Annotated in this window: 19 protein-coding genes; 17 read left to right on the forward strand and 2 right to left on the reverse strand. The window is 37.4% G+C overall.

Annotated features, from left to right (window positions below; genetic code table 11):
- Positions 1 to 12: 12 nt before the first annotated feature.
- Positions 13 to 1017, forward strand: coding sequence for a hypothetical protein (locus tag Q0V21_RS31215; RefSeq protein ID WP_301882334.1), 1005 nt, complete (start codon positions 13 to 15; stop codon positions 1015 to 1017).
- 140 nt (positions 1018 to 1157) lie between these two features.
- Entirely contained in the window at positions 1158 to 3596 is a 2439-nt protein-coding gene (locus Q0V21_RS31220; RefSeq protein ID WP_301882336.1) for a type IV secretory system conjugative DNA transfer family protein, read from the forward strand.
- Positions 3597 to 3608: 12 nt separating this feature from the next.
- On the opposite strand, the gene Q0V21_RS31225 is transcribed toward Q0V21_RS31220, so the two are convergent.
- On the reverse strand, positions 3609 to 3932 hold the full coding sequence (locus tag Q0V21_RS31225) for a hypothetical protein (protein WP_301882338.1): 324 nt from the start codon (positions 3930 to 3932) through the stop codon (positions 3609 to 3611).
- A gap of 790 nt (positions 3933 to 4722) precedes the next feature.
- A complete protein-coding gene (locus Q0V21_RS31230; RefSeq protein WP_301882339.1) occupies positions 4723 to 5379 on the reverse strand; it encodes a LytTR family transcriptional regulator DNA-binding domain-containing protein in 657 nt (218 codons plus the stop codon).
- Positions 5380 to 5636: 257 nt separating this feature from the next.
- Between Q0V21_RS31230 and Q0V21_RS31235 the strand changes: the two genes are divergently transcribed.
- From Q0V21_RS31235 to ltrA, 15 genes are all read left to right on the forward strand, one after another.
- Positions 5637 to 6263, forward strand: coding sequence for a hypothetical protein (locus Q0V21_RS31235; protein WP_301882341.1), 627 nt, complete (start codon positions 5637 to 5639; stop codon positions 6261 to 6263).
- Positions 6264 to 6352: 89 nt separating this feature from the next.
- Entirely contained in the window at positions 6353 to 6838 is a 486-nt protein-coding gene (locus Q0V21_RS31240) for a hypothetical protein (protein ID WP_105410530.1), read from the forward strand.
- Positions 6831 to 7688 carry a 30S ribosomal protein S1 gene (locus Q0V21_RS31245; protein WP_301882342.1) on the forward strand — a complete coding sequence of 286 codons (858 nt, stop codon included), beginning with the start codon at positions 6831 to 6833 and terminating at the stop codon, positions 7686 to 7688. The genes Q0V21_RS31240 and Q0V21_RS31245 overlap by 8 nt, the downstream gene beginning before the upstream one ends.
- Before the next feature lie 13 nt (positions 7689 to 7701).
- Entirely contained in the window at positions 7702 to 8604 is a 903-nt protein-coding gene (locus Q0V21_RS31250) for a replication-relaxation family protein (protein ID WP_301882343.1), read from the forward strand.
- A gap of 20 nt (positions 8605 to 8624) precedes the next feature.
- Positions 8625 to 9986 (forward strand): hypothetical protein, encoded by a 1362-nt coding sequence (locus Q0V21_RS31255; protein WP_301882345.1) that lies wholly within the window; start codon positions 8625 to 8627, stop codon positions 9984 to 9986.
- Between the two features lie 295 nt (positions 9987 to 10281).
- Complete coding sequence (locus Q0V21_RS31260) at positions 10282 to 11052, forward strand: GGDEF domain-containing protein (protein WP_301882346.1); 771 nt, start codon at positions 10282 to 10284, stop codon at positions 11050 to 11052.
- A gap of 50 nt (positions 11053 to 11102) precedes the next feature.
- Positions 11103 to 12095: an SAF domain-containing protein gene (locus tag Q0V21_RS31265; protein ID WP_301882348.1), complete on the forward strand. Its 993-nt coding sequence runs from the start codon at positions 11103 to 11105 to the stop codon at positions 12093 to 12095.
- The gene (locus Q0V21_RS31270) at positions 12092 to 12769 is read left to right on the forward strand and encodes a hypothetical protein (protein ID WP_301882352.1); all 678 of its coding nucleotides are present in this window, start codon (positions 12092 to 12094) and stop codon (positions 12767 to 12769) included. The genes Q0V21_RS31265 and Q0V21_RS31270 overlap by 4 nt, the downstream gene beginning before the upstream one ends.
- Before the next feature lie 3 nt (positions 12770 to 12772).
- A complete protein-coding gene (locus Q0V21_RS31275) occupies positions 12773 to 13612 on the forward strand; it encodes a hypothetical protein (protein WP_301882353.1) in 840 nt (279 codons plus the stop codon).
- Positions 13613 to 13616: 4 nt separating this feature from the next.
- On the forward strand, positions 13617 to 15491 hold the full coding sequence (locus Q0V21_RS31280; protein WP_301882354.1) for a P-loop NTPase family protein: 1875 nt from the start codon (positions 13617 to 13619) through the stop codon (positions 15489 to 15491).
- Positions 15476 to 17521 carry a hypothetical protein gene (locus tag Q0V21_RS31285; RefSeq protein WP_301882355.1) on the forward strand — a complete coding sequence of 682 codons (2046 nt, stop codon included), beginning with the start codon at positions 15476 to 15478 and terminating at the stop codon, positions 17519 to 17521. Before Q0V21_RS31280 ends, Q0V21_RS31285 begins: the two co-directional genes overlap by 16 nt.
- 88 nt (positions 17522 to 17609) lie before the next feature.
- Positions 17610 to 18065, forward strand: coding sequence for an ABC transporter permease (locus tag Q0V21_RS31290; protein ID WP_301882358.1), 456 nt, complete (start codon positions 17610 to 17612; stop codon positions 18063 to 18065).
- Positions 18066 to 18132: 67 nt separating this feature from the next.
- Complete coding sequence (locus tag Q0V21_RS31295) at positions 18133 to 18510, forward strand: hypothetical protein (RefSeq protein WP_301882359.1); 378 nt, start codon at positions 18133 to 18135, stop codon at positions 18508 to 18510.
- Between the two features lie 13 nt (positions 18511 to 18523).
- Complete coding sequence (locus Q0V21_RS31300) at positions 18524 to 19081, forward strand: hypothetical protein (RefSeq protein WP_301882360.1); 558 nt, start codon at positions 18524 to 18526, stop codon at positions 19079 to 19081.
- Positions 19082 to 19777: 696 nt separating this feature from the next.
- On the forward strand, positions 19778 to 21583 hold the full coding sequence (gene ltrA / locus Q0V21_RS31305; protein ID WP_285080847.1) for a group II intron reverse transcriptase/maturase: 1806 nt from the start codon (positions 19778 to 19780) through the stop codon (positions 21581 to 21583).
- Positions 21584 to 21676: the final 93 nt, after the last annotated feature.

The following is a 21676-nucleotide window of genomic DNA, read 5'->3' on the forward strand; positions in this document are numbered from 1 at the left end:
CGGGTGGTAATAGTGAAGGATATCGACGAGGTACTTACAAAAGAAGAGATTGAAGAAGCAAAAAGAGACGAAATGAGAGAATTGCTTATAGAAGCCTTTGATGACAAGTCACTATTGTATGAGATTTATAAAAAAAGAGGTTGGTTGGATCGTTTGTTCACGGATAAGATTCTTTCTATGGATAGAGAAGCCTTGTACACCTCGAATCAAGTTGCAGATTTGTGTGAGACACACAACTACGTAATAAAAAATAAAAGACGAGAGTTGCTAGAGTATGTGAATCCAACTCAAATGGGGGAAGGGAACAGTAAAACATACAAACATAACTATATTTCTGTTTTTAAAATGAAAATGATCCATGGACTTACGGGAGAAGGGTCGGAGTATACACTTCCACAGCTGAAAGAGATCATTACTGGTACTGTTGCTAGAACATCATCAACTCAACCAGGTGAAAACAATAATAATGAACTTTTACTTCAAATCTACAAAAAACTAGAAAGATTTGAACAGTTCGAGGAGATGATTAAATCAAATGAATTTTTTGAGGACATTGAAAAAAAGGTGAGGTCATCTTCTGAAAAATACTTGTTGGCTGATGCTAATAAAGACCAGGAAGCGAAAGAAGCTGCTGTAAATATATACGAAAGAATAGTATCACCTAATACTTCAATAGCTGATAAAGAACTTATTTGGATTGAATACAATGCTTTAGAAAGTAAGTATCCTAATCATGCTTATACAATTAGACTATATAAAACAGCTGCAGAGGAAAAAATTATAAGATTTAAACAAGATGAAAAAGAATTACAGATCCTTGACCTCAAGCAAAAGGTTAATAATCTATTTGGGGAATATGACGCTGCTAGAAATGAATCTGAAAGAGAGACAGTCAGAGCTAAAATTCGTAATGTGGCCAGTGATCATCCGGAACTTAGTTTCGAAATTAGAATGTGGTTATCTACGGCTGGTCAACAAAAGAAAGGTTTTTTTAAACGACTATTTTCTTCAAACTAATGAAAAGCAGTTCTCTCAAAAGGGAGACTGCTTTTTTTGTGCTTGAATTAGCAAAGATGATACCAGTCAAAATAATCATGACACCCTCATTCTAATATAGTAATATATTAATTAATATATGAGTGAGTGGGGGAGTCAGTTTGAAATACATTGGTTTGGTCTTCGGAGGTATCTTATCTGCAATTGGTCATATGGTTGGCTTTGTTTTTAAAAACATATACATATCAGTCCGTAGATTTTCAATGGATCCGGCAAATAAAAATTCACTATGGAACGCGCAAGCAGTACTATTTCTAGCAATATTACTGTTATGTTTCTTTTGGCTGGTAGCTAAGTACCAGGATCTCTGGTACGGTTCGTCTCCAGTTTTTTATAGAGCGATCCCTTTGTTGTTGTCGTGTTTTCTTGGGCACATAATATATTCAAGTCCTTTAATGTTCAGAAACGCTTATGCTAAGCCAATTATTCAAACATTTCTTAATACTTTAAGTGCTCTTGCATTAGGTCATATACTTATTAAGTTTCTACCTAGTGGAATAGGAATATTAGTTGCCTTCATTACAGTGATCACCGTAACCATATTTACGCTGTACTTTATGCTGAAAATTAAGATTAATGGGACAATATTCACTAAATTAACTTCATTGGTGGAAGAAGTGGAAATACGGAAAGTACCGGTTAAACAAGAAGGTTCATTGTTAAATATGATTCTAAGAAAAGATAAAGTTACTAAAGAAGAACTGTATGAATTTGATGGAATTGACCTGAATGCTAAGGGGTGTTTATCGCATCTCCGATATTATTCTGAAGAATGTACTTTAGAATTGTTTTATACTCAGCCGACTAAAGAGAGGCAAAGTCAGTTAGTCACTTTAACTCGAAAGGATAGGGCTCAACATGGTCAGACCGTAGGTGGTACCGGGTCTGGTAAAACCCTACTTGCAACGACCCTGATCGTCCAAGACTTGCTTAACGATTACATAGGGACCACGATCATAGAACCTAAAGGTTCACTTATAAATAATTTAGCAAATTTCATGGATAGAATCGGTAGATCTTACCACAGATTAGATGCTGAATATGAATTCACAAGTTGTTTGAACCCTATGTATGTTCCAGAGGGGTCCGACATAGAACCAATGATTGAAGCAAACGTATCTGCCTATCATGGATATCTAGGTGCTGATGCAGTTCAATACTTTAAGAGTAGAACAACACAATTACTACGTGTCTGTATAAAAGCTTTAAAATTCGTTTATGGGAATAATTGTACATATAATGAATTAGATCGGCTTGTACAGCCTATGAATGATGATTTTAGAGTCGAAGTACTATCAGAGATTAGCCGGCTAGGTCTTGAAAGCCAGGTACCGTTATTAAGAGAATATACTCGTAATATGGCAGGTAGTCAGAAAATGCAGGAACACGCGCAGCAAACGTATTCCAACTTATATGACTACTTAACTGAACTTACGAGTAATAAGTATATTCAACGTATTTTTTGTGGGCCATCAACCTTCAACCTAGATGAGGCATTAGAGCGTGGCGAAGTCATCCTAGTCAATGGAGCGTATGGTACTCTTCAAACACTGACTTACACAGTAGGACGGTTATTCTTGAACTTATTACGAGCTAGCACATTTAGAAGAAATCTAAAAGGAGAAATTAGAGCTCATCAATTAAGAGTGGATGAAATTGAAATGTTTGCGGATGAAGAATTCAGCACCTTTATGGAAATGGCTCGTGAATTTGAAGTTTTTGTTGATGTAATACATCAGGGAAATGAACAGCTCACAGATGTTAGTAAACGATTAGGTGCCATGGTCAAGCAAAACGCTGTGCAGAAGTTTATCTTAGCTGGATTAGAGAATGAAGATGCAGACTACGTAGCAGATATGATAGGTGAGAAATATGTAATCGGACAAAGTAGTGGGACAGATGAAATGTCCACAAGTGGTTTCAAAACCCAAATTAAAGAAGAAAAAAGATACATCGTTGAACCAACAACGATTAAATCTCTGAAGGGTTTTAACACTGAAACAGGAGAAGCTGGCGAGGTATTATTTAGAGGAGTTCACAATAATGAACGCTTGGATCCGGTTATAGGGATACTATTACCGTTACCAAAAGTATTATTTAGTAAACTTTCAACTACTGAAAGTTTAGCTGAAGAGGAAGAGTACAAAGATGTCAGTGAACCTGATTTCAACGAAGTAGTGGATGTAACGCAAGAAACTGATCAAGATGCAAAAAATGATAAGTTGGCCAAAATTAAAGAAAAGGCAGCGGCACAAAAAGGGATTATGCAGCAGACTGAAAATATTGAGATAACTAGGGAGGAACATATATTAGAGGAGAATGAGAAACCATTAGTGGTAAGGAATACATTTTGGGACAGTCCTGCAGAAGAACCAGTTCAAATAGAAGAAAAGCAAAAAGAGCTAGAACAAATACTCCCGCAAACTAAGATGAGATTTGCTCCAGCTTCAATAGATGAGACAACTTTAAGATTAGCTGAAAGAATTAGACAAACTGCTGAGGATAAACGTTCGAACAAAGGGAGTAGTGAATCGGAGTAAAACTCCAATTCACTACTCCCATTTTTCTTCGTTAAGGGTTAAGAATAAGTCGTTATACTCACTAAAGCAAACTTTACCTAATGGAGTTAAACTATAAAGTTTCTGACGTCCACTTGAGCTATAAGAAACTAAGCCTAGTGACTCAACCCAGACCAGGGCTGCGTTCAATTCACCTCTACGAACGCGAGCATTTAATGAAAGATCTTCTTTATTATAGTCTTGTTTTGATAGGGTTTGAATTATAAGCTTAGTAGCATTAGGGAGTTTCGAAATCATATCTTTAAGATAAACATGAAGTGGAGAATTTAAATCATAATTGTTTTCTGAGCCGGCCATAATAACAACCCTTTCTATTCATAAATATTATAACTCATATATTAACACATATTCTAATTAAACAATATATATATAACTAATCGGATACATATATATCACTAAAATTGAAAAGTACTAAGTTGTGAAGAAAAGGATAAAATATACTTTTTAATGTTTTAGTGAGATAAACAAGGAGGAGACTATGCACATACAATTTCTACTCACTTATATTAATTATGCTTTTGAATGCGCGACTTTATTACTATTAGGCATCAGATTTTTTGACATAGGTAAAGTGAAATTATTCAAATATATTATTGGATCTATAGCTTTGACTCTTATTTTAGTTCTTATAAATGAATTAGGTTTTAAGAAAGGATATGCAGAATTGTTTCTTGTAATTTCGATAACCACTGTCTATGTGATTATTTTTAAGATAAAACTAGTCTATGCTTTAATTGTAGCCATTTTTTTAAAACAAATACGTTTTATGTTTTCCGCAGTAATACAAATGGCTTTACCAGACATGAATATAGGAGCAACTGGCAGTATAACCTCAATAATTATTTTCGCTTTGACTATTGTAATTATAAGATATCGCATTACGTTCACCTATTTAAGGAGTGAATATATATATCATAAGAATATAGAAATGTTAACATACTCTTCTTTAACATTATTCGTTTTTGATATTATGTTGAGAACAAATTTCATCAATAATTCAATCCTGGGTACTCTTGTCGTTGCTTTTACATGTATAGTAATGGTTTTAGTTATTTCAGTTCGTTTAGAATTCTCCAGGTAAAGGCAGTTACTCAGTTAAAATATTTCGTATTATTCGGATGAAGGGGGGGGGCTCACTCTTCATTTTTTTTACATTCTCATTATTTTTATTTATTGCAGTTAAAATTGTTTTATTGAGTTTTGAAGCACGTATCCAACTAATTGATACAAAATGTCCGTCTTTCTGTTCATTAAAATATAGTTTTAATGATTTTTTATCGAAAACTTTTATTTTTTTTAGGTTTGCATATAATCCACTCTGAACCCTCAGAAACTCATTATTTTCTAATTGTTCCTCGAATTTTATGAAATCATGAAGACTAAGTCTTTCAGTGAGTACACGTGACTTTTCTTGGTGATAAATAATTCTATTGTCAGTTCCTACCTCTAGATATAAAACATTTTCAAAATTAAGTTCAATAAATTCAAATGTAGCTAGTTTATCTATGGATGATACATGACCAGCAATTTGCATTAGTTCATTGAATGAGGCGGTATAAGCACTTGCAAATTTTTGAAGTGTTTGAGGCCTAGGGATTATTGCATTTCCGATTGTATTGTTGTCTCCTAATTCTACATCACGAATATAGCCATGACTCAAACTTGTTCTCTTTGCAGCTTCTCGAAGAGAATAACCACAGGACAATCTTAAATACTCGAGATATTTTCCGATAGGAAGATCCATTTAAAAAAGCTCCTTTATTGATTTTCGTGTTATGTATTATTTTCCCACATTAAGTTCATTATAATAGAATTCTCACACGAATAAAGATAAATATGGTAACTACTTAATTAATCATTCACATATACAGCAAGTGATTTATTTAAATTCTAATCAGATTATAATTAAATAGTGATTAAATTCTAATCGTATAATAATTATCTTGGAAATCTAGGGAAAACATATTATACTAAAAGAAAGGAATAAAAGGGGGAAAGGTTATGCACCATTTTTTTGATCCTTCCATAAAACCAATTGTAGTTACAGATCTATCTGATAAAATCATTGCTGTGAGAACGTTTGGACTGGAGCATTATGGCTACCCGAATTTGATAATGTATGAAGTTATTAGAGACTATGAAACACTTTTTTATATGATATTAGATAGCATTTTTTCACTTGAGTTTGACACTCAAAAAATCTTTATGTTTAACAACAATGAAGTGAAATTCACCTTAGATAAACAAAACAATGCAATTATAACTATGAGTGAACAGAGTGAAGTGAAGATAACTACATATAGAGACCCATTCTCACAAGAGATCGTTAAACATAAAACCAAAGGACTATCTGAATTATTTGGGCTACCTGAGGTTGAGATTAGTGGTACAGAAAATGAAGGAATAGAAATATTGGCCTATGTCGTTAACGAATTAAATTCTGGAGCAGTCATTGACGATTCAACTTCAATTGAAATCGAGGGAAATTATTACGAGTTGACCACACGTAGTGTCCGATTCGGAAACTCCTTTTTAGAGATCTCCAAGATAGAATTTGTTGAATTAAAGCAGCAGTATAGACAGAAAAATAGAATAAAAATGAAAGAAGGACTGAGAAGAATAAAATAAGTTCTTCTTTTTTTTGATTCAATATAGTAATATATCAGTATATTAACTAACATATTAACTAATTAAATAATTAGGAAAGGAGAACTAGTTTGGGACATGACACACTCATTGAGGAATTGGACTTCATATTGACCCATCCAATGTGTGGTACGAGGAACTTGGAATCATTCTACAATAATTGTTTATTCTCTTACGAGACTGTGCCTTTAATTGTTATCGTGAATCATATACAGTTCAAAAGGCCCGATTTGCTCACACAGTGGTCCAAGGAGAATGATCTAATACATAAAGTCACCAACGAATTAGATTTCAACCTTCCATCAGATACCAAAACCAAATCTGTGATAACTGTAGAGACTGATCTGCGTGCAAAAGAACCTAACAGTAACGGTTATTACTTTATTGAATGGAATTCTAGTATGGAATATGAGCAAATTGATTTGTGCTTTAAAACAAAAAAAATTATGGTCACTTGCAAAACCTATGGTGAACTACTTTTAGTTGGGTTGGTTAAAACCGGAGAAAATAAATATGGTTTGTACTTAAAGTTAAAAGGAGAGAGCAAATATGAATAATTTACTTGAGGGAAATTCGATAAATCCAGATCCAATGAGAGAATATGAAGTATCTCTAAGAAGAAAACAAATTCATCAAGGTGTGGTTCATGCTATTGAAAATCATGCTCCTTTCGGAAAAAATATGCAGTGTGCAATCGTTAAGCTGAATAACGGCCTGAAAGGCTTGATTCATGAAGATCAATTTGACACAGTGAAATATAGATCATTAGTCGGTTTTATAGATCACAAAATTGATTACATGGTTCTGGATGTTGTAAAACAAGGACTTGATCCGAATTTAGAAGTCTTCAATAAAGAAACAGGAATTGTTTTATTATCTCGTGTTCAAGCTCTTGAAGAACTCCAAGAAGAATTTTGGGAGACTGCAGATGTAGATCATATTTGTCCCGCTACAGTTACTGGTTTTGAAGACGAACGTCTATATGTAATGATAAAAGGGGTGAGTTGCGTCTTACCGATACAAGACTATGAATACGACTGGACAGTATCGGGAAAAAATCTAATCCCGTTAGGTAGTCAATTGACTGTAAAAATTAAGCATATTGACAGAGAAAAAAAACAAGTAAGGGTAACAAGAAAAGAATTGTTGGAGGACCCATGGGAGAGAGTTAGAGAAAACTTTAAAGTTGGAGATTTTCATCGGGCGACAATCACAAGTGTAGTAGAGAATGTGGGTATATTTGTTAAACTTGCTCCTGGTGTTGAATCAATCGCTTGGTTCCCTAATCGCGTTCCATCTCATGGGCAATTAGTCGGCAAAACCGTTTCAGTCATGATTAAAAACATCAAAGCCGAAGACAGACGAATGCGTACAAAAATTGTCCACTTTCCACACGAAATACTTTAAGGGGGGAACTTGATTGGAACATCTGGTATCTCCTTTAACTAATTCTCCACAACAAGTGGTTCATATTTATCCTCTACTCGATGATCCGTATGCTCATATTACTCAATTAGGTGAATTAACAAAACATAACTATCACTACATTATGAAGAAAATTGAGCATGGCTGGATTACAGACCGGGATATAGAAATTGTGAACTTTATATCCGTACATCGATGGGTTACGCTATCTCAAATTTTAAGAACCTTCTTCCCTGATGTTGAACGTGAGGAGACAGTACGTAATCGTGTACGAAAAATGATGAAATATGGTCTATTGAGAAAGATCGAATGGTCAAGTTATTCGAAAGGATCTATAGGAAGACCAAGTTTCTACGAAATTGGTGCAAGTGGGGCGGATATATTGAAATTTAGATTCGGTGCCTTTTTGGGACATCGTGATCCAAGAAATCCGAAACCCACGACCATGCTTTTTCGAATGAAGTACATAGCCACCAATGAGTTGTATCTTCAGTTGAGAGAGCACTTTAAATTAGTACATTTTGAATTTCATCCAATCCTTAAGCTACAAGAAGAACAACAAGTTCCTACCGCGAAATTTACTTTGACTAATCCTGTAGGCAAAGAAATGTCCTTCATTCTATTATGTCATCGTGAGGAAGAAAAATGGCTCAAAACAATTCGTTATCAAGCCATGTTCTATAAACAGTATTTAAGAAATAGTGAAGACAGCAGTATTATGATCGTTCATGTATCTACAACTGACAAAGCCAACTTGGTTAGTAAAATATTTGAACAAGAAGGATTATCTACTGTTTGGTTTGTAACGGATGAAGATTTGTTTGACAAAGATATGGTTCTAACAAAAAGTTTCTTTTTCTTCAGTAATGGAGAAAAGGTGTACTATGATCTGCAATAATGCTGAAAATAGGTGATAGCATGAAAAGAATTTTTATTGCATCGTCTGATCCAGATGAATGTGAATGGATTAAGGAAGAGTTAGAAGATTTCGGTAGGGTTGTAAAAGCAATAGATTCTTTGGATTTCTTTATATCTCAATGGGAATCAGTAGAATCGGAGATACTCATACTTACAGAGAACGTTGTTAAGAATACTGAATCATTCGAAAAGCTTCTGCACAATGTTAAAACAAATTATCCGTATGTAAAAATGGTATTTCTCTATTTCAGAGATGCGGATGATTTTGTGAGGAGATTAACTGATATCGGATTAATCTGTATATCTTACAATGCTTTAGATGTCGGTGTGATAGAAATGAGAATCAAAGGAGAGCTTGGACAGGTTCCTGAAGTGAATACTCATACCGAAACTGAAGTTGCCGAAAAGGTGACTACTGACTCGGTAATGTTTAAACGCAGCGAGGTGGATGAGACTTCAAGAGACTCCACAACCGAAGAATCTGAAGAATCGTCTGGATCTCAGCAACCTATGGACGAACCGGGTAATGTCTCAATTGTTGAAGTGGGGAATACGAGAAAAGCATCAGACAAGTTACTTAAGGTATTAGCCAATAAAGGTAATGAGTTTAAAACGTTTCTGAATAAGAGAAATAAACAATCTAGCACATTAGATATAGAAGGATTAAACTTTGATGCTGTATTTAACCAGTCTAGGAATAAGGTTAAAGTTAGAGATCGTTACATTGGTACAGCAGTAATTGCAGTAACCGGTGTGGAGAAGGGTGTAGGGTGCACACACACAGCACTTATGATAGCTAACTATTTAGCCAAGCAGAAGTTTTCAGTAGCATTAGTGGAAGCGAATGAATCTAATGAGTACAAGGAGATAGAAGCTGCCTATGAAGGTGTAGATGCAGATCTGTTGAATACAGTGAGTTTCTTTATTAATGGAGTCCATTATTATAAGAACGAAAGTTGTATTGATATGATCTCTCTGCTCTCTGGGAACTATTCATACATCATCCTGGATCTGGGTTGCTACGATACAACTTCCTCATTTAATGAATTCTTGAGAGCAAACTTACAGATAGTAGTAGGGGGAAGTAGTGAGTGGAAGCAAAACAAAATTTATACTTTCTTTCAAAGCCAGATTCACTTAGACCAAAGTAAGTGGAGATTATGTCTACCTCTAGCTGAGAAAGATTCAATTAAAGATATAAGCAAAAAAATGGATCGGCGTAAAATCTATCGTATACCTTATTTTCCTGATGCATTTGATTTAACTTCAGAAATAGATGGAGTTATGGAAAATATCTTGAAGGTCAATCAGCAACATAAGTTATCTTTACTGCGTAAAAAAATGCTGAACATCATGGAATAAGGAGGAGGAGATTATAGAGCTTAATACTTTATTTTTTGAGTTGATACTTACGTGTATTTTAATGTATGTGTTATATCGAATACCAGTGAAGAACAATCAATACAAGAAATTTGAGAGAATACTTCTTAGTACTCAGATTATTGTACTGATAATTTTGTATGTATGGGATTTATTCTTCATCAGAGTATTTTCTCAACTGATATACGCGTATACATTCTATTTTATGATTAGGCGATTTAGTGGAGAAAGCAAATTAACAAGAACGACCTTTTTAGTAATAGGAGCATCAATTGTAATGGGTGTAACCCCCTATGTTTATGCTTCGTTATTGTTTTCTGTTTTTATCGCCGTCAAAACATATAAAGAAATACGAAACGAGATAAAATACTTTATATTATTGATCTTAATAAATATAGTTAGTTTGATCTATCTGTACCAGGGGCTCGGCGGTAACCCGGATGCTCTAAGTAATGTAGTGACAGTAGTCAGAATTGCACTTTGTATTCTTCTTTTATTGGTAACGATAGATTATCAATCACGTATCATAGAAGGGACATACGTCAAAGCCATTACTGATTCTTTAACAGGCCTTCTGAACAACAAAAAAATAAAACAAGTTATACGGTCAACGATTGATGCACAAGTGGATTTCAGTATAATGTTCTTGGACCTGGATGACTTTAAATCAATAAATAAAGCCGTTGGACACGCTGCTGGTGATGAAGTCTTAAAATCAGTTGCAAAAATATTAAAGGAAGAATTTGATGGGATCGGTTTTGTAGGTAGGTATGGTGGAGAGGAAGTAGTCGCTATTCTAACAGATTCATACTCTGGCTCGTTACTGAAAAAAGCTGAAGATGTCCGGAAAAGAGTTGAAAATGAAGTTACGTACCAGTCAAATCAAAGTGTACATGCAGTAACTGCGAGCATAGGTGTTTGTGACTGGACAGAAGAATGGTCTGCTGAAGAATGTCTCAAGAATGCAAATGAGGCAATGTACAAAGCTAAATCACTCGGAAAGAACAGAGTCGTTCATTATAACGAAATATGGGTAGGACAATATTAGTATATTAGTATATTGATATTATTATATATTAACGTCAAAGGAGATTTACAATGTCAAAAATCCGGTTTCGGCAAAAACAATTACTTTTAGCAGGAGGGATTGGTGCACTTTCTGTATTACTGCTTTGCAGTATCTTTGGTGTTCTATATGTCAACCACTTGACTGATAAGTACACTGAAAAGCGCTTATCAGTAGAACAAGAACTTGCACAAACCCAGCAGGTACTGAAAGAAGACATGATTAAGGTAGAAGTCGTCACCAGGAACATTTCATCTGGTGAACCCATACAGGAGAGTGATTTGGAAACACGTCTGATGCCACGCAATGCTGTATCAGAGGAAATGGTGCTTTCTAAAGAATTAATTCGAGGTAAGGTTGCAAAAGTGGAGTTGCCCACTAACACACCCGTTACCTCCACTGTAATCTACGAAGATGAAATCACTTCTAGAGACCTACGTAGTCAAGAGTTCAGGTTGATGGAACTTCCCTCAAAACTTCAGAAAAGTGATTACGTCGATGTTCGTATTAAGTTCCCGTCGGGGCAGGATTACATCATCCTAAGTAAGAAGCGCGTAGAAGATTTGATTGACGGGACCGTTTGGTATCACATGAATGAGAAAGAGATTCTTAATATCTCTGGTGCAATTGTCGATGCGTACATTCAGGATGCAACTATTTACGCGTTGTCATATGTAGAACCTGGCATTCAAGAGAAAGCCATAACCACTTATCCGGCCAATAAAGCAGTACAGGATCTTATCGATTCGGACCCGAACATCGTCCAAAAAGCTACAACAGAGCTGGAGCGGAGAAATAGAATTAAATTGGAAGAGGCAATGAATGCAATGACTCCGGAGCAGAAACAAGAGTACAAAAATAAGTTGAACACTCAACAGATAGCTGAAAACCAAGCCAAAAGCGCACAGCCAACAACACAGCAACAATCAACAAACGATTTGATAACTGAAGCGGAATCAACTCCCCAAGTAGATACCGAAATGATCTTCAATGATCAAAATAGTGTAGGAGCTGAGACACCATGATGAAGCAAGTCGTATTTATCGGCGCTTTTGAAAAATCAGACATTCTTTTCTATATCGCAAAGTTACTCTCTGTACATCATCGAGTCGTGATAGTCGATGTAACATCCAATGCTGATTATCGCTACGCTTATCCTAAAATTCCTGAACAAACAGGGACGCAGCAACACGATCGATTCGATGTAATCGAAAATATGACACTTGAAAAATATGAGCAATTAAAAATAGAAGAAGCCTATGACTTCGCCCTCATAGACATTAGTTACAAGGAAGAACTCCAACGTTGGCCAAATGCCGATCAGTACTTTTTAGTCACGTCACATGATAATGCTGTCATGCAACGAAACGCGGAACTTATGGATGCTTTTTTTCAAGGGAAAAGCCAATCGGACCTCGTCCCAATGTTCAAGTTAGTTCAAGAGACAACAAAATATACGGAACAAGTGATCAATGAGCTATTTGAGAAGCACCCCATTGATTGGAAAGAGACCTTTGTTTTTTACCCAGACGAACGTGATCTGGAAAGTAAACACATGAATCAGCAACTATCAATGTTGCACATTAAAAGGCTATCAAGTGATCTGAAATTGGCGCTACAGGGTGTCCTGGGGCAGATCTCGGGGCAGTCAGATAAAGAAATAAAACTGCTCTGGAAGAAAGCTGAGAAGGGAAGATAAAATATGACAATTATATCGTTTTGGGGAATGCAGCATGGTTTAGGTGTGACAAGTAGCACGGCTGCGGTTGCTGCTTTAATCGGGATGGAATACCAAGTGCGCACATTAGTCTCACAGCCGCAATGGGCAGATAATACGCTTCAGCGTATATTTCAAAAAACAGTCCAGTCTCAAAACCCACAGGGGTTCCAGACGAGTGGTGGGCTTGATGCTCTTGAACGTGCAGTCCGAGCCGGCAAGATTGACCGTGATGCAGTAAAGAATAACTCACTAATTTTAGTGCCTGATCGACTTGATATTCTCAAGGGTACAAATAAAAGTGATCGCATTCAATTTGATGATGCAAGTGAAGTCATTAATCTGATCTATAAAAAAGCCACTGAATATTACGATCTGGTGCTTCTCGATCTACACAGCGGCGGTAACAGCCCTGTGATTCAGGATGCATTAAATCAATCCGACTTGAATGTGGTTTGTTTATCTCAAAACATCAATGTATTAGAACGATTCTTCTTACAACGCGAAAGCATGCCCAAGGCAATCAAGGAGAAGCCATTTATCCTGCTCATCAGTCAGTATGATGAGGACTCCAAATTTAAAATCAGAAATATCTGTAATAAGTTCCGTTATAAAGGACCAGTGTTCTCACTGCCGTACAATACCAGCTTCAAAGACCACTCCAACGATGGAGACCTTCAGGGGTTCTTCCGGAGGAATCAGCAGCTGGCTACGTTCCATCCGAATCGATTCTTTATCGAAGAGGCACGGAAGCTTGCGATCCATATTTTGAATGCAGCGGGAGTCAACACAAGCATCAAACAAATTTCTGGGAAAGGAGCATAAGTAGATGGCATCATCAGGCATTATTAATTTTTTGATTATAGCCACTACTGTCCTGGGTTTTATCACACTTTTCCTATACTTGCTTTGGAAAAAACCAATTCGGAAAAATGATGACTTGGCCCAAGCGAGAGCAGAACAGTACTCCATTCCTGTTTTGGTCGACTTCACAAAAGTCATGATTAATGAATTCATTAACACAAACTTAATGGATATGGGTCTGTCAGGTGAAGAGTTTGAAAGGCGACAAGCCATCGTCAATCAATTTCGCAAATCATTGCGTAACACGGTTTCGGGAGAAATTAGCGACAAAATTTATGTGAAGCAGCAGATCGACAACATTCTTGAACGTGATTATGGAATTAATGAGACCAATATCGATCTGGTGCTGCCGTTTACGCAACCAGAAAAATTAACCTCACAGGACCGTTTCGACATCCTAATGCACCACTTCAAGAAAGAGCATGGCTATAAAGCACTGACATACATGATCGAAAAGTATGATTTAGGTCAACTCAAATATGTCATTGAAGATGGGAAAACCCCATCTTACATCATCACAGATGATGAAATACGAGAAATCTATCGAAAAGAGATCCGCAACCTGGATTACAAGGATAAACTCAGTATCGTTGTTCAGCGAGTATATCAGTTATACAAAGGGTTTGGCGTAATCGATGAAATTCGGGATATGACCATCGATGGAGTATCTGGAGGTGTCTCCGGGGCACCAGAAAAAATGAAGACAGTGGAGCATGAAATTGAGTTGTTGGGCAGGATGAGACATACCAAACGCGGTAATAACTCTGTATCGATTTTTCACAAAGGTAAAACGATTCACCTATCATTTTTGGAATTCGAATCAGAATTGGAAACTAAGCGTGTTGCACAAAACATCTACAAGCATAATAGTCCTGGTCCCTTAACAGAAACAACAGGCTATGTAGTGAACGATATGGCAGATGGATCGCGTGTTGTCGTTGTCCGTCCACCATTTGCTGAGAATTGGGCATTTTGGGTACGGAAATTTGATATCCCCAATCTATCTATGGAATTTTTGATTCCAGACTCTCATAAAAATGCCGAGCTACCAAGAGATATGCTCAAGTTTTTAATGAAAGGTGGGCAAACAACCGGATTCACTGGGAATCCGGGTGCAGGTAAAACATCATTGATGATGACTAGTATCGGATTTATTTATGCCTTTCTGAATTTGCGAACGCTGGAACTTATTTTCGAACTTAACTTGCGACAACTCTACCCAGGTAGAAATTCCATGGCACTCAAAGAAATACCAACCGTTCCAGGACAGAAAGCATTGGATCTAAAGAAGAAATTGGATACGGATGTAAGCATTTTGGGAGAGGTAGCAAGTCAGTCCGTTGCTTCCTGGATGATTCAAATGACGCAGTCAGGCAGTTTGTTTACGATATTTTCCCATCACGCAGTATCGGCTAAGCAGCTAATTAAATGGTTCCGAGATGCGCTCCTATCCATGGACATACTTCAAGATGAACGATTAGCGGAGCAACAAGTCGCGGAAGCAATCAAATGGGACGTACATGCAACTCGTGATCATACGGGGAAACGTTATCTTGAGCGTTTCACGGAGATTAATCTGGTTCAGTACGACGAAACATTTTTCGATCGTACAGAAGATTACGAGGAGATGAAGAAAGAAAGCTTACGAAGACAGTACGGACCAATTTGGAAAGAAGCTAATGTTATTGAATATAGAGATGGAGGATATGTAGCTATCAATCCAATTTCTCCGGAACGAATCAAGCAGATGAAAGAAGCAATGCTTGAGGAAGATTGTATCGCATTTGATATGTTTTTAAATAAACATTGGGGAGGACAAGACCAATGTCTACCAGCTTAATCGTTCTCCTCTCACTTATGGCACTTACGAGTATCCCGTTGATTTACTACTTTTTTAAATCGAGGAAAGATCAGAAAAAAAGAGTAGATATCTTTAACGCTAGTCGTGTTCAAAAGCGAACAAACGCCAAAATGATGGTTTTTTATCAAAAGTCGTATGACAGATTCTCAGCGATGCCTATTCTACGGAACCAACTCATAAGTATTCGTAGAAGGCTGTCTTTAATCAATACCTATGACGAATTCACCATACGTAAAGAAACCATGCGGATTACCTTTTTGATTCTAGGCTTAATCTTTGTTGGTATAACGTTGGTTGCCTTTGTCAGTTGGAGCTTTATCGCCATCATGATTGCGATAGCCGTAGCCATAGTGGCAAACGGACTGCTTATTACTATTTTTGTGAGTCGAGTGGAGAGTCGATTATTGAATCAGTTTGCAGATTTTTTGGAAGAAACGCGTCATGAGTATCAAGAAACACAGCGAGTGGATGATGCCCTGTATAACGCAGCTCAAATATCTCCACATGCCATTAAACTGCAAATCGAAAAGATTCATGATGTGATTTCTTCAGAAGATCCTCAAGCCCAACTAAGTGAGTACTACACGGTTGCACCCAACCGCTATCTCAAAATTTTTGCTGGTGCATCTCACATGATTATGGAATACGGCGACAAAATAACTTCTGATGGATCAATGTATTTGGGCACGATCACTAAGATTGTTAAACAAATTAGAGATGACATGCTGCGTCGAAGAATGCTGAATTACCAACTACAGGGTCTGACAATGATTGCCTTATCGCCACTTCTTCTATCTTTTCCTGTTCGAAAGTGGGCGGAGACTTCTTTTCCAGTCACAGAACAGTTTTACAGTAGCAGATTGGGATACATCATATTAATTCTCATATTTGCTGCTTCTGTAATCAGTTATATGTTCGTTCGTAAGGTTGGAGAACTTGACGAGGATAAGGGCGGGGGTTCTTCTCCTAAGACACAGTGGGAAAAGAAAGTTTACTCTTGGCCGTGGGCTAAATGGATTATAGATCGATTAGTTCCTCAGCGGCATACAAGGGCGCATTATAAACTATCTATGCTTCTAAAAGAATCAAACTCGCCACTAACTAAAGAGTGGTTTTATATACAACGGTTGACGGTGAGTTTGGCAAGTTTTATTGCCGTTGTCATTCTATGCGTATTCCTGCACTACAATGCAGCTCATCAAATTCTAACGACTCCCACAGTAGCACAAGCAAACCTGTTGGGTTCGTTAACAGGTGATGAACTACAGCAAGCGAATCAATTAACATCATTTGACAACGCAGTAATGAATGATTTTAAGGAGGTGAAAGATCAATCAAGAGATAGTTTGGTTCAGACCATTGAAGCTCAGACCAGCATCAACATGGATCCGGCAATGATGGAGCAAACCATGGCTCGAATTTTAACCAAAATGAACACTATTCAGAATGAATACTTCAAATGGTGGGAACTATTTATAGCCTTCGGGGTAGCATTTATCGTCTATTACATACCGATGTGGGTTCTCCAGTTTAAGAGACGAATGCGTGCCATGGAGATGCAAAATGAGGTGGACCAGTTCCACACGTTAATCTCGATCCTTATGCAGTTTGATCAGATGTCAGTGGATACGGTCTTAGAATGGCTAGAACGCTTTAGTGTCATTTTCAAGACACCCTTAAGAAAAGCTGTACTGAACTTTGAAAGTGGTGCAGAACAAGCATTACAAGAGTTACGTGAAGATGCACCCTTTGCATCATTTGACCGGGTTGTGAGAAGGTTGATCCGTGCAAGCGAGAGAGTGTCCGTTGGAGAATCTTTCAATGATCTTAATATGCAGCAAGAATACCATGCCAAGGATAAAGAGGAAAAGATTACTCGGATTATTCTACAAAAAGCAGTGATGGGGAAGTTGATTGGATTTATGCCCACTAGTCTTTTAATTACAGCGTATCTGGTTTTTCCGATGATCTATATGTCGTATAAGAGCATGTCAGGGATCGGTTTCTAAATGATTGGTGAATCCATTAGGATCATCGCATTTACTATTTTCCTATTTGATCAAACACAATCTATCAATTAAAAGGAGTTAATAAAAAATGAATAACGTACCAGATTGGCTGAAGGTAGCTGCAGGAATATTTCTAACAGTAACGCTAATAGCTATTATTGTTTATTTTACAGATACAGCACAAGAAAAAACTAAAGAAGCTGGTGATGAAATCAATGGTATTTTTAATGTAATGAGTAACTCCAAATACACTCAATACACCAGTGGTTCAAAAACAGGTAGCCAGGTCGTTAACGCAATCCGTCAGTACGCGAGAAAGCCTCAATTTGGAATAAAAGTAATTACGGGTAAAGGCGACGTTTCCTTCTACGGTAACCCTTTTACAAGTGACGGAACAGTCACTGCAACAAAAACGAATGACTTTGCTAAAGCAGAAGATCCTAAATCCCCTGCTTACATTAATTTATCGGGAATGTTCGAACCTAAAGTCGTTCGAGATGCTAACTCTGTTGTTGTAGGTATCGAATTTCAACAAGCGCCCTGATTAATTTCTCAAGTGTTTCCCTTCTCTCTCATAGAGAAGGGAAATTCTCAAGAAAGGAACGATAAAGTTGAATCAGAATACACAAGATTTTATTTATTACGCAGCATGGATCATGATCTTCGCTATTGCTTTAGGATCGGCTGCTCTAGGTCTAGAACAACAGCAGAGATATCAGGGATCCATTCAAGAAGTATCGACAATGGACTATAGGTTATTTACTACTACTGGCTCGATTGAAGAAGAGACATACACTGGCGCCGAAGTCTTGCAGAGCGTACAACGTATTCAAAGCATTAAAGCAGATATCAAGGTAGAAGGAATTACCTTCACTCCGTCCATTGACATTGATAACACAGATGTATCCATGGTTAACCTGAATAAATCGTACAAAGCAAAATATGTCCGTAATTCAGAGGGAGTAATTACAATCATCATTTTTACATAAGGAGGAGGGCACGTTGGGGTCTCAATTATCAAAATTACTTGCCTCGATTATAGGAATCATACTTTTGTTCATATATCCTTTGTATCAAAGTATGGAACGTCAAGATGACTTGGCTCAAATTGTTGCACACAAGACGGTCACCCGATTTGTGGATGCGGTACGAACAAAGGGATACGTCACACCAAACATGTATAAAGAATTTAATGAGGAGCTTGCTACTACGGGTAACTTGTTCGAAGTCGAAATGGTACATGAACATAAACTTTACATTCCAGTGTATCGAGATCCAGCAGACCCGAATACGTTTGAGGGGAAATATGTCACGGATTTCAGCAATTTCTACACCGATGATATTATGAAAGTTTTGTTCCCAAATACAACAGAGTCTTTGCTAAGTGAAAATAGAAGATATCTCTTAGAAGTCGGTGATTTTTTCACGGTATCCATTAAAAACAAAAACAGAACACCAGCAACACATATGAAAGATATGTTCCTTGCTAGTAATACAGGCGATAACACCAAGATTTTTGTGCCATACGGCGGGATGGTAATCAATGAAGACAACGTGTGACTTGTTCCGCTATAACCGAACAATTCGGGAAAAGCGGGGACTTAACTAAATAAGTCCAACTTTGCGACCGAGAATTGGAAAGAGGGAACCATGTATCCTGAAACAATTCCGTTAATCTCCTGCGTGCGTGACACGGACAGCGTGTCGGGTATGAAGCACAGGTGAAGTCGGCAGAAGGGAAGCTGGAGCCACTCTATTGAGAAGGTATGCTAACTGATATGCCGGATGGCTGAAAAGCGGACTATGGTGAGAATGGTTGTAAAAAACCTGACGAACCTCCGAATGTACGGGTCTAAATTCATAACATATGGAAACATATGTACTGACAGAAGTCAGGGTGGATAGCGTAGAGTACGATTGTAGTCTAGGAAACACGCTATATCGAACAATGGCGATATCAAGTCCACAGGCTCAAAGGAGGCACCTAAGGTCTAGCAAGCATAGCTAGGTCACAAGGTACAAGGAAAGCAAGGAACGTCGATTTACAGGACTGTCATCCTAGACGTCTACTATAAGGCAGAAATTTGCTGAAATGTACTAATCCTTGTGAGAGTAGAGGCACGACCAATGAAGTGGCTGTAATGGCTACGGAGGAACAGCCTCAAGTCTTTTTAGATAATAAACAATTTTTCCGAAAAGTGAATTGCACCGATCAGGTAGGAACGTGGGGAATCACCGTAAGGAGGTGAAGCCACAGTGCAAACTCTTCGATACTGGGACTACTACGACATGACGAGTACTTTTACTGATTTACACGAAAAAGCACTAGGAAGAAAAAAGTTCGATAATTTATACGGGCTAATAAACTCACATCAGAACATCCTCCTAGCTTTTCGAACAATTAAATCAAACAAAGGCTCACTTACACCAGGAACAGATGGCAAAACCATAGAGAATATAAAGACACTAACAGAAGAAGAGATTGTGAGCCACGTAAGAAACAAGCTTTTGAATTATCAACCCAAAAAGGTTAGGCGAGTCCTTATACCAAAACCTAATGGAAAGAAAAGACCGTTAGGCATTCCATGCATAGTTGACAGAATCATTCAGCAATGTTTTAAACAAATTATTGAACCAATTGCGGAAGCTTACTTCTATAAACATAGTTACGGGTTTAGACCGGTAAGATCAACACACAACGCTCTAGCGAGAGTACAACATCTTATAAACACAACCAATCTCCATTATGTCGTTGATGTTGATATTCAAGGATTCTTCGATAATGTGAACCACACATTGCTTTTGAAACAACTATGGAATATGGGTATTAGGGATAAAAGAGTACTTCGAATCATCAGCAAAATGCTTAAAGCTGAAATTGAAGATGAAGGGATACCGTTGAAAGGCACACCACAAGGTGGAATCTTATCTCCTCTCCTGTCAAATGTAGTATTAAATGACTTGGATCAGTGGGTTGCAGGACAATGGACAAACTTCGAAACTCAATACGCCTATGCAGGAGACTATCACAGGATCAGAGCACTCAAGAAAACCAATCTTAAAGAAGGATATATTGTGCGATACGCCGATGATTTTAAAATTCTTTGTCGGGATTGGAAATCAGCTCAGAAGTGGTATCACGCTGTAAGACTCTATCTTAGAGACCGCCTTAAACTAGACATCTCACCCGAAAAATCACAGATTGTAAACCTCAGGAAACGTAAATCTGATTTCCTGGGATTCACAATATGGGCTGAGAAAAAAGGAAAAAGAAGAGTCGCCTATACGGGTATAAATGAAAAGAAGAGAGCAGAAATCAAGAAGCAAGCAAGAGAGCGCATTAAGAATCTGCACAAAGCACCAATTACTCAAAACGCTCTTCTCTTCAATAGCTTTGTACTTGGTTTACACAATTACTTTTCACGTGCAACACATGTTAGTGTAGAGTTCTCACGACTTGCCTTTGATCTGAAAGCATTCACATACAATCGTCTCAAAGTTATTGGTAAATACCAATATCCTGATAATGCCCCGCCAACCTTCAAGAAGTTCTACAGGAACAGATATAGAACCTTTAAGGTCGCAGGTGTATATCTCTTTCCGTTCAGAGATGTAAAAACGGTTAACAACCTATGCTTTCAGCAGACGTTAAATCCGTATACATCAGAAGGAAGAAAGAGACTTCATAGGGATTTAAAGACGGATATTAGATATGAACTAATTAAACTAATGCAGTCAAACATACCAAACCGTAGCATTGAATACCTGGATAACAGACTGAGTAGATATAGTATGCAGGGTGGCAAATGCGAGATATCTGGCATTTTACTAACTGCTGATTACGTGCATTGCCATCATCTTTTGCCAATCCATTTAGGTGGGACAGACGATTTTAGCAATCTACGTATTCTACACAAAGATATCCATAAACTTGTTCATGCTACAAAATCAGAGACGATTGTCAAACTCATGTCGCCGTTTGGATTTTCAGACTCTACGATTCAGAAAATCAACCTGTACCGAAAAATGAGTAACTTGGAACCTATTGTAATAAAAATCTAAAAAGATGGAGCGCCGTGTGCGATGAAAGTCGCACGCACGGTGTGGAGAAGGGGAAAAGGCGGTGATTATATCAAATCCTTACCTATTTCTATT

It is taken from the genome of Paenibacillus sp. 11B, from assembly GCF_030487755.1.
Lineage (GTDB): Bacteria > Bacillota > Bacilli > Paenibacillales > Paenibacillaceae > Paenibacillus > Paenibacillus vandeheii.

Excerpts from the sequence above, each read along its gene's own strand:
- Q0V21_RS31225 (WP_301882338.1), bottom strand. The coding sequence starts at position 3,932 with ATGGCCGGCTCAGAAAACAATTATGATTTAAATTCTCCACTTCATGTT.
- Q0V21_RS31230 (WP_301882339.1), bottom strand. The coding sequence starts at position 5,379 with ATGGATCTTCCTATCGGAAAATATCTCGAGTATTTAAGATTGTCCTGT.
- Q0V21_RS31235 (WP_301882341.1), top strand. The coding sequence starts at position 5,637 with ATGCACCATTTTTTTGATCCTTCCATAAAACCAATTGTAGTTACAGAT.
- Q0V21_RS31245 (WP_301882342.1), top strand. The coding sequence starts at position 6,831 with ATGAATAATTTACTTGAGGGAAATTCGATAAATCCAGATCCAATGAGA.
- Q0V21_RS31255 (WP_301882345.1), top strand. The coding sequence starts at position 8,625 with ATGAAAAGAATTTTTATTGCATCGTCTGATCCAGATGAATGTGAATGG.
- Q0V21_RS31260 (WP_301882346.1), top strand. The coding sequence starts at position 10,282 with ATGGGTGTAACCCCCTATGTTTATGCTTCGTTATTGTTTTCTGTTTTT.
- Q0V21_RS31265 (WP_301882348.1), top strand. The coding sequence starts at position 11,103 with ATGTCAAAAATCCGGTTTCGGCAAAAACAATTACTTTTAGCAGGAGGG.
- Q0V21_RS31270 (WP_301882352.1), top strand. The coding sequence starts at position 12,092 with ATGATGAAGCAAGTCGTATTTATCGGCGCTTTTGAAAAATCAGACATT.
- Q0V21_RS31275 (WP_301882353.1), top strand. The coding sequence starts at position 12,773 with ATGACAATTATATCGTTTTGGGGAATGCAGCATGGTTTAGGTGTGACA.
- Q0V21_RS31280 (WP_301882354.1), top strand. The coding sequence starts at position 13,617 with ATGGCATCATCAGGCATTATTAATTTTTTGATTATAGCCACTACTGTC.
- Q0V21_RS31285 (WP_301882355.1), top strand. The coding sequence starts at position 15,476 with ATGTCTACCAGCTTAATCGTTCTCCTCTCACTTATGGCACTTACGAGT.
- Q0V21_RS31290 (WP_301882358.1), top strand. The coding sequence starts at position 17,610 with ATGAATAACGTACCAGATTGGCTGAAGGTAGCTGCAGGAATATTTCTA.